This window comes from Microvirga massiliensis (assembly GCF_001006805.1).
Classification (GTDB): Bacteria; Pseudomonadota; Alphaproteobacteria; order Rhizobiales; family Beijerinckiaceae; genus Microvirga; species Microvirga massiliensis.
This window is the reverse complement of sequence record NZ_LN811353.1, coordinates 144,499-158,038: the sequence shown is the minus strand read 5'-3', so window position 1 is coordinate 158,038 and position 13,540 is coordinate 144,499. Positions and strand designations below refer to the sequence as shown.

The following is a 13,540-nucleotide window of genomic DNA, read 5'->3' as shown; positions in this document are numbered from 1 at the left end:
TGGCGACGCCGGGGCGCGCGACCGCGTCGAGGAGACGTGCTACGCCACCCGAAAGGCGCCCGTTCCGAGGGCTCACGCATTTCGGCCCGGGGCCGATGAACCGGAATTCGGGATGACCAAATTCTCGCATGGCGGCACGAGCCGCCCCGGAAAAGCCTGACGCGGCCTCGCAGCCGCGCCCTGAATCGAGCCATGAAGGCAGATCCGGTCCCAGCCGAATTCTCATCGGACGATCCGCCTCCCCCGGAGGGATTGCTCGCACGGCTCCGCCATGCCGGGGTGATGCTCGCCCAGCGGGCGTCCTCGAGCCTGACGCGCCGCATCGTCGTCCTCAATCTCGCAGGGCTCGTCGCTCTGCTGCTCGGGTTCCTTTATCTCAACCAGTTTCGTGAGGGCCTGATCGAGGCGCGGGTTCAAAGCCTTAGAATCCAGGGCGAGATCATTGCCGGTGCCATCGCGAGTTCTGCCACCGTCGAAACCGACACGATCGCGATCGACCCGGATCGCCTGCTCCAGATGCAAGCCGGAGAGACCGGCCGCCTCGGAGACGACACCCTCTCGCCTCTCGAATTCTCCATCAGCCCGGAGCGGGTGGCGCCTCTGCTCCGCCGCCTCGTCACCCCGACCCGCACCCGCGCCCGAATCTACGACCGCGAGGGCGCGCTGCTGCTCGACTCGCGGGCGCTCTATTCGCGCGGAGGCGTCATGCGGTTCGATCTGCCCCCTCTCGCGACGGAGGAGGATGCCAGCTTCGTCGAGAAAACCTGGCGCTGGATCGTACGCCTGTTCAGCCGATCGGATCCGGAGGTCGTCGAGGAGATCGGACCCGTCGACGGGCGCGACTATTCCGAGGTCCAGCAGGCGCTGACGGGCCGGCCCGCCGAGGCGGTCCGCCTCAATGAGAAGGGTCAGACGATCGTCTCGGTCGCGCTTCCGATCCAGCGCTTTCGCTCGGTACGCGGCGTGCTGCTGCTCTCGACGCTTGGCGGCGACATCGACACGATCATCGCGTCAGAACGCTTTGCCCTGCTGCAGGTGTTTCTCGTCGCCGCACTGGTGATGATCATCCTGTCCCTGTTCCTCGCCGGTGCGATCGTCGGGCCCGTGAGACGCCTCGCCGAAGCGGCCGAGCGTGTCCGCTGGGGCACGAAATCGCGGCAGGAGATCCCGGACTTCACGGCGCGGGCCGACGAGATCGGCCACCTCTCGGGAGCGCTGCGCGACATGACGCGCGCTCTCTATAACCGGATCGATGCGATCGAGAGCTTCGCCGCGGACGTCGCGCACGAGCTCAAGAACCCGCTGACCTCTCTTCGGAGCGCGGTCGAGACCCTGCCGCTCGCCCGCACGAAGGAGTCGAAGGAGCGCCTCATGTCGGTCATCCAGCACGACGTACGGCGCCTCGACCGGCTGATCTCGGACATTTCCGACGCCTCACGCCTCGATGCAGAACTCGCGCGCACCGACGCCGAACCCGTCGATCTCGTGAAGCTCCTTGAGGCGGTGATTTCGGTCGCCAACGAGCGCCGGCGCAACGGCGAGGCCCCAATCGAACTCTCGATCGAGCGGCCGGCTGGTCGCGACGCCTTTCTCGTACTCGGGCACGACAGCCGTCTCGGCCAGGTGATCAACAATCTCCTGGACAATGCCCGTTCGTTCTCGCCGCCGGATGGAACCGTCCGGGTGACATTGCGTCGCCGCCGCAAGTGGGTCGAGGTGATGGTCGACGATGACGGCCCCGGAATCGAGCCCCATGCGCTCGACCGGATCTTCGAGCGCTTCTACACGGACCGCCCGGAGCAGGGCTTCGGCCAGAATTCAGGCCTCGGGCTGTCGATCTCCCGTCAGATCGTGGAAGCCCATCGCGGCACGATCCGTGCCGAGAACCGCGCGGGTCCTCCCGACGAAACGGGCGAGCCGACCCGGGCCGGCGCGCGCTTCGTGATGCGGCTTCCGGCCCTGTCCGCCCATGGCTGAGGAGGCTACGACGGCACAGGCAGGGCGCGTGCACGCCACCTGCCTCGTATTCGGCGAAGCCGGACTTCTCGTCCGGGGCAGAAGCGGAAGCGGGAAAACGAGCCTCGCGCGAGAGATCATTGCGAGTGCACAATCCCTCGGCACTTTCGCGCGCCTCGTCGCGGACGATTGCGTGAGCCTTGCGAACCGTAACGGTCGGCTCGTCGCCTCTGCTCCCGACAGTATTGCCGGCCGCATGGAGATCTTCGGATTCGGCATCGTGGCAGTTCCGCACGAGGAGAGCGCTGTCGTACGCCTCGTCGTCGATCTCGATCCTGCATTGCCGCGCTGGCCACCGGCCGGCAGCGATACGGTCGAGCTGTGCGGCGTAACCCTGCCGCGCCTCGTCACCGGTCCTGGAACGGCCGCACTCATCCTCCTTCTGAGGGACTTGAGCAAAACCGGAAAAGGTTCGATTCTATCCCCCGAACAATTCGTCGCAACTCCCTTGCACTAAGCTTCGCGCTACACAAGATAGCGGCTCCGCTCCTAGGAGCGTTGGGACCAGTAGACGTTATGATTGGTATGGTGCTCGTCACGCACGGGCAACTGGCAACGGAGTTCAGAGCAGCGCTCGAACACGTGGTGGGCCCGCAGGAGCAGGTCGAGACGATCACAATCGGCCCCGACGACGATATGGAGACGCGCCGCAAGGACATCATGGATGCGGTCTGTCGGGTCAATTCCGGCCAAGGTGTCGTCGTGCTGACCGATATGTTCGGTGGCACGCCGTCGAATCTCGCTCTGTCCTGCATGAACGGCGGATCGGTCGAGGTGGTCGCCGGCATCAATCTGCCGATGTTGATCAAGCTCGCGAGCGTGCGCGACGAGGAATGCCTCGGGGATGCCGTTCTCCACGCACAGGAGGCCGGGCGCAAATACATCAACGTCGCCTCCCGCGTCCTCTCCGGCAAGTAGTCGTCCTTTGCCCGAGCCGCCCAGCGCCCAGAGCGACACCCTCGTTCGTCAGCTCACGATCATCAACAAGAAGGGCCTGCACGCCCGCGCTTCCGCAAAGTTCGTCCAGACGGTCGATCGGTTCGATGCCGAAGTGACCGTCACCCGCGGCAGTGAAACGGTCGGCGGCCGCTCGATCATGGGCCTGCTGACGCTCGGCGCAGCTCAGGGCACCTCCCTCACGATCTCAGCCGAGGGGCCCGATGCCGCCGCATGCCTCGCTGCCGTCGAGCAATTGCTGTCCGAGCGATTCGGCGAGGACGAGTAGGCAGACCGTTTCCTGATCGGACCTGCGAGGCGTCGCTGGCAGGGAAGCACTCTCTCCACAGATCGTGCCTCGCCGCCTCCAGGTGGCGCAGGTCAGGCGGCCGACATCTCCTCGGAAGACATATAAAGACATCTTTATGTCTTGATTGCTTCGAGCTCTTTACTCTGCTAAGAGCGGCCCGAATGGAGATCGCGAGGAACAGCATGAGCCAGGCAGCCCCCAAATTCGTCGAGACGAAAGACTACGTGGTCCGCGATCTGGGCCTCGCCGACTGGGGACGAAAGGAAATCTCCATCGCCGAAACGGAGATGCCGGGCCTCATGGCGGTGCGCGAGGAATACGGCCCGAAGCAGCCCCTCAAGGGCGCACGGATCGCCGGCTCCCTGCACATGACGATCCAGACGGCGGTGCTGATCGAGACCCTGGCGGCTCTCGGCGCCGACATCCGCTGGGTCTCGTGCAACATCTATTCGACGCAGGACCATGCGGCGGCGGCGATCGCGGCCCGAGGCATCCCGGTCTTTGCCTACAAGGGCGAATCGCTCAAGGAATACTGGGACTTCACCGCGCGCCTGTTCGATTGGCATGACGGCGGTGTTCCGAACATGATTCTCGACGACGGCGGCGATGCGACGCTGCTCGTGCATCTCGGGGTTCGCGCCGAAAGCGGCGACACCGCTTTTCTCGACAAGCCGGGCTCGGAAGAGGAGGAGGTCCTCTTCGCTCTCATCCGCCGGCTCCTGTCCGAGAAGCCGAAGGGCTGGTTCGGCGAACTCGCCCGCAGCATCCGCGGCGTCTCGGAGGAGACGACGACGGGCGTGCACCGGCTCTACATCATGGAGAAGGAAGGCAAGCTTCTCTTCCCGGCGATCAACGTCAACGACTCGGTCACGAAGTCGAAATTCGACAACCTCTATGGATGCCGCGAATCGCTCGTCGACGGGATTCGTCGCGGCACCGACGTCATGATGGCCGGCAAGGTCGCGATGGTCGCGGGCTTCGGCGACGTCGGCAAAGGCTCCGCGGCCAGCCTGCGTCAGGCCGGTTGCCGAGTTCTCGTGTCGGAAGTCGATCCGATCTGCGCCTTGCAGGCCGCCATGGAGGGCTACGAGGTCACGACGATGGACGACGCTGCGCCGCGCGCCGACATCTTCGTCACCGCGACCGGCAACAAGGACGTGATCACGATCGAACACATGCGCGCCATGAAAGACCGCGCGATCGTGTGCAACATCGGGCACTTCGACAACGAGATTCAGGTCTCCGCACTGCGCAACTACAAGTGGCAGAACATCAAGCCGCAGGTGGATGAGATCGAGTTCCCCAACGGCAACCGCATCATCCTTCTATCGGAAGGGCGGCTCGTGAATCTCGGCAACGCGATGGGGCACCCCTCGTTCGTGATGTCGGCCTCGTTCACAAACCAGACGCTTGCGCAGATCGAGCTCTGGACCAATCCCGGCCGCTACGAGCGCAAGGTCTACACGCTACCCAAGCACCTCGATGAAAAGGTCGCGATGCTGCATCTCGAGAAGATCGGCGTGAAGCTCACGAAGCTGCGCGAAGACCAGGCGGCCTATATCGGCGTGAGCCCGACCGGCCCGTTCAAGCCGGATCATTACCGCTACTGATCAGCATCCTCTCCAAACCACTCGATCGAGCCCGGCGCATCGCGCCGGGCTTTTCGATTCCTGTATGAACCGCCCGCCCCGGAGCGCGGCGCAAGGGCACCCGGACGGATCAGGCAAGACCCGCGACAAGATTGTCCACAGGTTTTCCCGGGGGACTTTAAACTTCGCTTAATCCTCTTCCTGGCGGAGTCGAGGGCGGTCTACAGTGAATGGCGAATCGTGTGCCGGGACAGGGTCCGTCGACTCCATGAGGGCACCGAGGGTCAAGCGTTCACAAGGGATCGTCCGGGCCACCCGCATCGCGGGGCCGCCTGGATTCGGCCTTGGCGGCTGAAGGCGGAGGGGTGACGAAGCATGTTGGGCCGAAGGAGGCGATCAGGCGCCGAGAGCCCCAGCGGGCGAAGCGGCCGACATATGCGCCGCCGGATTGCAACAGGCCTCCTGCCGACTCTCGCCTCCCCTGCTCTCGCGGCAGGAGTCGTTCCCGACGGGGCCGAGGCGGCCTTCATTCCGGCTCTCGACCTCCACAGCACGACCTATATTGCGGTCTTCGCAGGCCTCGTCGCGGCATCGACCGTGACGGCCTTCATGTCGCTGCGTGAGCGACGCCGTGCGGCGGCGCGGGAAAGAGCCCTGTGCGCAGAACTCGAGGAGTTGCGTGGAGCAGAAGACCGCGCGGCTCTCCTGATGGGGTCGGAGCGTCAGCTCCTCGTAAGCTGGAACGGCCGCGACGACTCCGCCCGCTTCGAGGGCGATCCGACCATTGCCGGCGACGGTGCGACCGTAAAGCGCGTGCTGGCGTTTGGATCCTGGCTCTCACCGACGGATGCGGCGGCCGTGGAAGGCGCAACCGAATCGCTTCGGGCCCGCGGCGAAAGCTTCCGCCTCACCGTCAGGACGACATCGCAGGGATTTGTCGACGTCGAAGGCCGCACGATCGGGGGACGGGCGATCCTGCGTCTCCGCGACGTGACGGGAGATCGCGCCGCGCTCCTGCGGGCGCAGAACGATCTGTCCGCAGTGCGGTCGGATCTTCGCGCGCTCACGACTCTGCTCGACTCCGTCAACCATCCACTATGGCTGCGCGATCCCCGCGATCATCTCACCTGGGCGAACCGGGCATATCTTCGCGCCGTCGAAGCCGCGAGCATCGAGGATGCAGCACAACGGCATCTCGAGCTGCTCGACCGCACGACGCGAGATGAAGTCACCCGCCAGAGAGTGGAGAAGCACGCCTTCGACGGCCGTGTCGTCGCCGTGGTTGCTGGACAGCGCCGCGTTCTCGACGTCACGGAGCGACCCACCGCATCGGGCAGCGCCGGAATCGCTGTCGACGTGTCGGAACTCGAATCCGTGCGCGCCGACCTGCAACGTCAGATGGCCGCTCACGTCCGGACTCTCGATCAATTGTCGACGGCGGTCGCGATCTTCGACGGCGCGCAGCGCCTCGTCTTCCATAACGCCGCCTATCAGCGGCTGTTCGGACTCGATATCCCGTTCCTCGCGCAGCAGCCGACCGACGGAGAAGTTCTCGATCGCCTGCGGGCGGCACGCAAGCTGCCCGAGCAGGTCGATTTCCGCGCCTGGAAGGCCGACATCCTGCAAGCTTATCATGCCGTCGAGCCGCGGGAGGTGTGGTGGCACCTGCCGGACCGGCGCGTCATTCGCGTCGTGACGAATCCAAATCCGAAAGGCGGCGTCACCTATCTGTTCGACGACGTCAGCGAGCGCATGCTTCTCGAGTCGCAGTTCAATGCGCTCGGCCACGCCCAAGCCGAAACGCTCGACACGCTGCAGGAAGGTGTCGCGGTGTTCGGATCGGACGGAAGGCTCAAGCTCACGAACCGCGCCTTCCTCGAGATGTGGAAGATCCCGGCCGACAAGGCTGGCGAGCATCCGCACATCGAAGCCGTCATCCGGATCTGCAAATCGCTCGCCCCGCAGGACGAAGCGTGGATCGATATCCGTGGCGCCGTTGCCGGCCTTCAGGATACGCGTCTCGGCATGACGTGCAGGATCGATCGCCGCGACGGTTCCGCCATTGTCTGCACGGCGCAGCCGCTGCCCGATGGAGCGACGCTGCTGACCTTCAGCGACGTGACGGCCACCGTGAACGCGGAACGCGCCCTCACCGAGCGCAACGAGGCGCTCGAACGAGCAGCCCGCCTGCGTGAGGACTTCGTCCATCACGTCTCCTACGAATTGCGCTCGCCACTCACCAACATCATCGGCTTTACGCAACTTCTCGGCGACGAGACCGTAGGCTCCCTGAACCCGCGCCAGCGCGAATATGCCGGCCACATCATGCGATCCTCGGGGGCGCTGCTCGCGATCATCAGCGACATCCTCGATCTCGCATCCATTGATACCGGCTCGCTCGAGCTCGTTCCCGAGAACGTCGACATTCACGCGACGATCGAAGCCGCGATGCGCGGCCTCGAGGATCGTCTCGCGGAAGCCTCCCTCGAGGTCGTCATCGATGCGCCGGCGGATATCGGCTCGTTCGTTGCCGACGGAAAGCGCGTACGGCAGATCCTCTTCAATCTCCTCTCGAACGCGATCGGCTTTTCCTATCCGGGTCAGAAGATCCACGTCGTGGCGCGCAAGCTCGGCGGCGAAGTCGTTCTCGAGGTCAGCGACGAGGGCTGCGGAATCCCGCCCGAACTCAAGGCGAAGGTCTTCGAACGATTCGAGAGCAATACGCTCGGCACGCGCCATCGCGGCGTCGGCCTCGGTCTCTCGATCGTGCGCTCCTTCGTGGAGCTGCACGGCGGGCACGTCGAGCTCGATTCTCAGCCTGGCCTCGGGACGCGGATCACCTGCTACTTCCCGGTTCAGGGCCGGCAGGTCGAGCCCACCCCGGCCCTGGCCGCTGAATGAACACCTGCCGGATCCTGCTCCTGCAGGACGCGGGGCCCGTCTTGCCGCTCGCAGCGGAATTGCGCGTGCAGCCTTGATCCTGCCATCCGGGACGATCTTAAGACGAAGACCGCCGGCCGACCCGGCCTCGTGCGAAGCCTGAAACAGATCGGGGATACCCGGAACCAAGGAGCAACCAACGCATGGCTCATGGAGCGCTGATCGGGGCGCAGGATGACGATCCACCCGCTTCCGTCTGGTCCTACGATCTCCCGGACCTTGCCGCCACGCACCGGCTGGCCCGCCTTCTCTCCGAGGAGCTCGCGCCCGGTGACCTCGTCGGCCTGTCGGGTGAGCTCGGCGCAGGAAAGACGGAACTCGCGCGAGCTCTCGTCCGGCGCATCACCGGAGATGGCAGCCTCGAGGTCCCGAGCCCGACCTTCACGCTCCTTCAAGTCTACGAGTCCGCCGTAGGGCCGGTGGTCCACGCCGATTTCTACCGGATCTCCGGCGCTGGAGAGCTCGTCGAACTCGGATGGGACGATCTCACGGAACGCGCCATCACGCTCGTCGAATGGCCGGAACGCGCGAGCGACGCGCTTGCCCCGGACCGGCTCGACATCCGGCTGGATCTCGATCCCCGTTCGGGAGCCCGCCATGCGGTGATCACCGGCAGCGGATCCTTCGTGCCGCGGCTGATGCGCCTCAGGGCGTTCCACGAACTCGTTCAGCGCACGGGCTGGGATGGCGCGACGCGGCTGCCTGTCCAGGGCGATGCATCGACGCGCGCCTATGAGCGGCTCGTCAGGCCGGATGGCAAGACGGCGATCCTGATGATCTCGCCGCCAAGGGCGGACGGACCGCCCGTGCGGAGAGGCAAGCCCTATAGCGCAATCGCGAAACTCGCCGAATCGGTGCACGCCTTCGTGGCGGTGGATCGCGGCCTCCGGGCCGTCGGAATCAGCGCGCCGAGAATTCTCGGCGAGGAACTCGAAGCCGGTCTTCTCCTTCTCGAAGATTTCGGCAACGAGCCGGTCGTGGATCAGAACGGCCCGATTCCGGAGCGCTATCTCGAGGCGGCGCGGCTTCTCGTTCACCTCCATGGCAGCCCGCTGCCCCAGGTCCTTCCGGTCACCGAGGGACGCGATCACGTCCTGCCGCCTTACGATCTCGAGGCGCTCCTGATCGAAGTGGAGCTCCTGACGGAATGGTATGTCCCTCACCTGATCGGACATCAGCTGGCCGGCTCGGTGCGTGCCGAATTCGTGAACCTCTGGTCGGATGTTCTCATCGAGATCGTGTCCGGACCGACGACCTGGTCGCTCCGGGATTTCCACTCCCCGAATCTGCTCTGGCTGGCCGATCGGGATGGCATCGAGCGCGTCGGCGTCATCGATTTCCAGGATGCCGCTCTCGGGCATCCGGCCTATGACGTGGTGTCACTTCTGCAAGATGCGAGAGTGACCGTTCCGGCAGATCTCGAGCTCAAGCTCGTCAGCGCCTATGTGCAGGAGCGGCGGCGCAGTCATCCCGATTTCGACGTCGGCGATTTCGCACGGGCCTATGCAATTCTCGGTGCACAACGCGCCACGAAGATCCTCGGCATCTTCGCGCGCCTCGACCGCCGGGACGGGAAGCCGCAATATCTCAGGCATCTTCCCCGGATCGAGGAATATCTCCTGCGTGACCTCGCGCATCCCGGCTTGTCACGAATCAAAGTCTGGTATGAGAACCATCTGCCGCATCTTTTCCACGGCTCCTGAACCCATCTCCCCGATGAGGCCGTTCTGCCTCGTCGCGGGAACACACCGACAAGAAGAAACGAAGGACGGTCCGCGCAAGCGGAGCGTCTCGCATGAAACTGCGAGCTGTTCGTGAGTCACGCCCCATCGCGCCCGATCCGCACCGCCATGCTGCTCGCCGCTGGCCTGGGCAAGCGCATGCGCCCGATCACGACGACATTGCCGAAACCCCTGGTCGAAGTGGGCGGTCGCGCGTTGCTCGACCGTGCGCTCGACCGGATCGCCGGTGCCGGAATCGATCGTGTCGTCGTGAACGTGCATTACCTTGCGGATCTCATCGAGGCGCATCTGGCGCGACGCAGCAGGCCGGAGATCGTCATTTCGGACGAGCGGGATGTGCTTCTGGAAACCGGCGGCGGCGTCAAGCGCGCCTTGCCGAAGCTCGGTCCCGATCCCTTTCTGCTCCTGAATTCGGACTCGCTCTGGATCGAGGGGCCGCACGCGAATCTCGAGCGGTTCATCGGCACGTGGGACCCGGAGCGCATGGGCATCCAGTTGCTCCTGGCCGCGACGGCGACGAGCGTCGGCTATGATGGGGCCGGCGATTTCACCATGGATGCGAGTGGCCGTCTGCGCCGACGCAGCGAGCGGGAGGTGACGCCCTTCGTCTATGCCGGCGTCGCGATCCTGAAGCCGGAGCTCTTCGCCGATACGCCGGACGGCCCCTTCTCGCTCAATCTGCTGTTCGATCGCGCCATCGAATCGGGAAAACTGTTCGGCCTCAGGCTCGACGGGGAGTGGCTCCATGTCGGCGATCCCGGAGCCATTGCAGCCGCCGAGGCGCGGCTTGCCACGAGCGTCCGTTGAAGCGCCCCCGGAGCGCTTCGGCCCGATGATTCCGGCGCGCCCGCGGGCTTTCTCGATTCCCGTCGGCTGTGCCTTCCTGCCGACTCTTGCGGAGGAGCTGCTCGCCGGGCGGATCATCGACGGATTTCCGCAGAGCCCGGCGGATCTGGCAGAAGCCACGATCTTTCTTCCCACCCGGCGCGCCGCGCGCGCCCTCACGGAAATCCTGGCCAATGCGGGAGGCGGCGCGGCGCGGCTTCTGCCCCGCATCGTGCCTCTGGGTGAGGCCGACGATGCGGCCCTCGAAGTGGCCGCGGCGACATCCCCATTCGAAGGAGCCGAGCTCCTGGCGCCGCCGATCCCTGCGCTCGCGCGACGACTCATCCTGGCGCGTCTCGTGCGTCAATGGTCCGCGACGGTCGATAGCGAGCTTTTGCGTTTCGACGAGGGCGTGCCCTTCATGGTGCCGTCATCGCCGGCCGATGCCGTGAGCCTCGCTGCGGATCTCGAAGCCCTGATGGACGCCTTCGCGACGGAGGAGGTCGACTGGAGCCGCATCGGAGATGCGGTCGACAGCGAGTTCTCCCGTTATTTCGAGATCACGCTCGCCTTCGTGCGGATCGCGCACGAGGCCTGGCCGGCTTTTCTCGCAGAGCGGAAGGCCAGCGATCCGACGATCCGGCGCAATACCCTGATTTCCGCCGAAGCCAGGCGCCTGCTTCGCGACCGTCCGACCGCTCCGGTCATCGCGGCCGGCTCGACGGGTTCGGTCCCGGCCACCGCCGCGCTGCTCGCCGCGATCGCACGTCTCCCGAACGGCGCCGTCGTGCTCCCCGGCCTCGACCTCAATCTCGACCCGGACAGCTGGGAGCTGATCGCCGGAGCCGATGGCCGGGAGCCGGCCCATTCGCATCCCCAGGCCATGATGCGACGCCTTCTCATCGAGTATCTGCGGATCGAGCGTAACGGCATCGACGTTCTCGGGCGCCCCAGTGCGCGAGCCATCGCGCGCGGCAAGGTTCTGAGCGAGGCCCTCCGCCCAGCAGAGACGACGGAGCTATGGGCGGAGTTCGACCCTCGCCTGCGGATCGAGCTCGCCTTCGAGGGAACCGGAAAGATTGCGATCGTCAAGGCCGCCGACGAGCGCGAGGAGGCTCTCGCGGCGGCCATCGCACTGCGCGAGGCCGTGCTCGTCCCGGGCCGCCGGGCGGCGCTGATCACTCCGGACCGCTCCCTGGCGATGCGCACCGCAGCCGAGCTGCAGCGCTGGGGCATCGTCGCAGAGGATTCAGCGGGGACGCCCCTTTCGGAGACGCCGGCCGGCCGTCTTGCCCGCCTCGCGGCCGAAGCCGCAGCCCTCGACTTCCACCCCGTCCGCCTGCTTGCGCTCCTGGCCCATCCGCTTGTCCGGCTTGGATGGCCACGGGATGTTCTCGACCGTGCCGCGGCCGCTCTCGAGCTCGGCGTCCTTCGCGGCCCGGCGCCAGGTCGTGGTCTCTCGGGTTTGCGGGAAGCGGTCGCCGGACGGCGCGCCGAGACCGGCCGTGTGCCGCGCCCGCAGGGCCGCCTTTCCGAAGAGGATTGGGATCTCGCGGCCGAACTCGTCGAGCGGTTGGGCACGGCCTTTGCGTCCCTGGACGTGACGGGAGAGGTCGACCTGATCGCGCTGGCGGCCGAGCACCAATCCGTCGTGGAGAAGCTCTGCGAAGGCCTTGAGCCGCAGGACAACGAATCGCTCGAGGCGCTCATGACGCTGTTCGACGATCTCGCGGACGGCGGCAGCCACGGCTTCAGCGGACAGGTCGCCGACTACAAGGATTTCTTCGCGACGCTCGCGGCGGAGCGCGTCGTGCCCTCCGCCACGAATGGACAACAACAGGTCCAGATCCTCGGCCCGCTCGAGGCCCGGCTCCTGAGCTTCGACCGTGTCGTGCTGGGAGGGCTCGACGAGGGCGTCTGGCCGCCTCGCACCCAGACCGATGCCTTCCTGAACCGCCCGATGCGCGCGCAGATCGGGCTCTCACCTCCCGAACGGCGGATCGGCCAGTCGGCGCATGATTTCGTGCAGGCGATCGGCGGGAATGACGTCGTCGTGACACGGGCCAAGAAGCGCAACGGCTCGCCCATGGTCCCGTCGCGTTTCCTGCAGCGGCTGCGGGCCTTCACAGGCGACGAGGCCTGGACGCGGATGACCGATGCCGGGAACCGCTGGCTCGGCTATGCGCGCTGGCTCGAGCGCCCGAACCCGGCTCCCCCCTGCCCGCGGCCCGCTCCGAAGCCGCCACCCGCGCTGATCCCGCGTTCCTTGAGCGTCAACGAGATCGAGACCCTGGTCAGGGATCCCTACGCGATCTTCGCGCGGCACATCCTGAAGCTCGATCCTCTCGACCGGGTTGCCGCTCCGCCGGGCACGGCACAGCGCGGATTCGTCATGCGCGAACTGCTCGCGCGTTTCGTGCAAACCTTCCCGGAGGGGCTTCCGTCGCGGGACGCCGCCCGGACCTTCCTGATCGAGGCGAGCGAAGCCGCCTTCGCGCCGATCCGCCTGCGTTCACCTCGCCTCCACGCCGAGTGGTGGCCGCGCTTCTGCCGCACGGTCGAGGCGTTCCTGGATTTCGAGGCGGAGCGTCGGCCGGGCCTTGCGGCGATCGCGGTTCAGACACCCGGCGCCCTGCGGCTGAACCTGAAGGATGGGAGCACCTTCACGCTGAGAGCACGGGCCGACCGGATCGAGACCTCCCGCACCGGCGAGATCACGATCCTCAACTTCAAGACCGGCCAGCCGCCATCGGACAAGGTCGTCTTTGCCGGTTTCAGTCCCCAGCTCACCTTGCAAGCCGCCATGCTGCGCCGCGGCGGTTTTTCCGGAATCGGAAAGACAGCCACGGTCCCAGCGCTGGAATATGTGCGCCTCGGTGCGGCGCGAGAGCCGCTCGATCCCTCGCCGCTGAAGCCGCCGAAGGGCGAGGAGCGCAATCTCGATGATCTTTCCGAAGAGCACCTGAGCCGCCTCGTCGCCCTGATCGACCGCTACGTGACCCAGGAGGCGGGATTTCTCGCGCGCCCCTTCCCGCAATATGCCCGCTCGGTCTCCGATTACGATCACCTCGCCCGTGTCGGCGAATGGTCGGCGACCAGCGCAGGCGGTTTCGAGGAGGGGCCGGAATGACCTGCTCCCGTCCTGCCTCTGCATGGGATGTGGAAAAGCGCGCGGAGGGCCT

9 protein-coding genes are annotated in these 13,540 nt (G+C 66.0%); all 9 read left to right on the top strand.

Translation table 11 applies throughout. The annotated features are described in order from the left end of the window. Window positions 1–192: 192 nt before the first annotated feature. The 9 genes from BN1233_RS13325 (at window position 193) to addB (ending at window position 13,488) form a co-directional block, all read left to right on the top strand. Window positions 193–1,977 carry a sensor histidine kinase gene (locus tag BN1233_RS13325; protein WP_046864079.1) on the top strand — a complete coding sequence of 595 codons (1,785 nt, stop codon included), beginning with the start codon at window positions 193–195 and terminating at the stop codon, window positions 1,975–1,977. Further along, complete coding sequence (locus BN1233_RS13320) at window positions 1,970–2,473, top strand: HPr kinase/phosphorylase (RefSeq protein ID WP_046864078.1); 504 nt, start codon at window positions 1,970–1,972, stop codon at window positions 2,471–2,473. Before BN1233_RS13325 ends, BN1233_RS13320 begins: the two co-directional genes overlap by 8 nt. A gap of 59 nt (window positions 2,474–2,532) precedes the next feature. After that, on the top strand, window positions 2,533–2,934 hold the full coding sequence (locus tag BN1233_RS13315; RefSeq protein ID WP_046864077.1) for a PTS sugar transporter subunit IIA: 402 nt from the start codon (window positions 2,533–2,535) through the stop codon (window positions 2,932–2,934). Between the two features lie 7 nt (window positions 2,935–2,941). Further along, window positions 2,942–3,241 carry an HPr family phosphocarrier protein gene (locus tag BN1233_RS13310; protein WP_046864076.1) on the top strand — a complete coding sequence of 100 codons (300 nt, stop codon included), beginning with the start codon at window positions 2,942–2,944 and terminating at the stop codon, window positions 3,239–3,241. Between the two features lie 203 nt (window positions 3,242–3,444). Then, entirely contained in the window at window positions 3,445–4,872 is a 1,428-nt protein-coding gene (gene ahcY, locus BN1233_RS13305; RefSeq protein WP_046864533.1) for an adenosylhomocysteinase, read from the top strand. Window positions 4,873–5,286: 414 nt separating this feature from the next. Continuing rightward, on the top strand, window positions 5,287–7,752 hold the full coding sequence (locus tag BN1233_RS13300; RefSeq protein ID WP_147707222.1) for a sensor histidine kinase: 2,466 nt from the start codon (window positions 5,287–5,289) through the stop codon (window positions 7,750–7,752). A gap of 182 nt (window positions 7,753–7,934) precedes the next feature. Further along, window positions 7,935–9,494: a tRNA (adenosine(37)-N6)-threonylcarbamoyltransferase complex ATPase subunit type 1 TsaE gene (gene tsaE, locus BN1233_RS13295; RefSeq protein WP_082145441.1), complete on the top strand. Its 1,560-nt coding sequence runs from the start codon at window positions 7,935–7,937 to the stop codon at window positions 9,492–9,494. Between the two features lie 147 nt (window positions 9,495–9,641). Further along, window positions 9,642–10,340, top strand: a complete 699-nt coding sequence (locus BN1233_RS13290; RefSeq protein WP_046864074.1) for a nucleotidyltransferase family protein — start codon at window positions 9,642–9,644, stop codon at window positions 10,338–10,340. A gap of 25 nt (window positions 10,341–10,365) precedes the next feature. Beyond that, window positions 10,366–13,488, top strand: coding sequence for a double-strand break repair protein AddB (addB, locus tag BN1233_RS13285; RefSeq protein ID WP_046864531.1), 3,123 nt, complete (start codon window positions 10,366–10,368; stop codon window positions 13,486–13,488). Window positions 13,489–13,540: the final 52 nt, after the last annotated feature.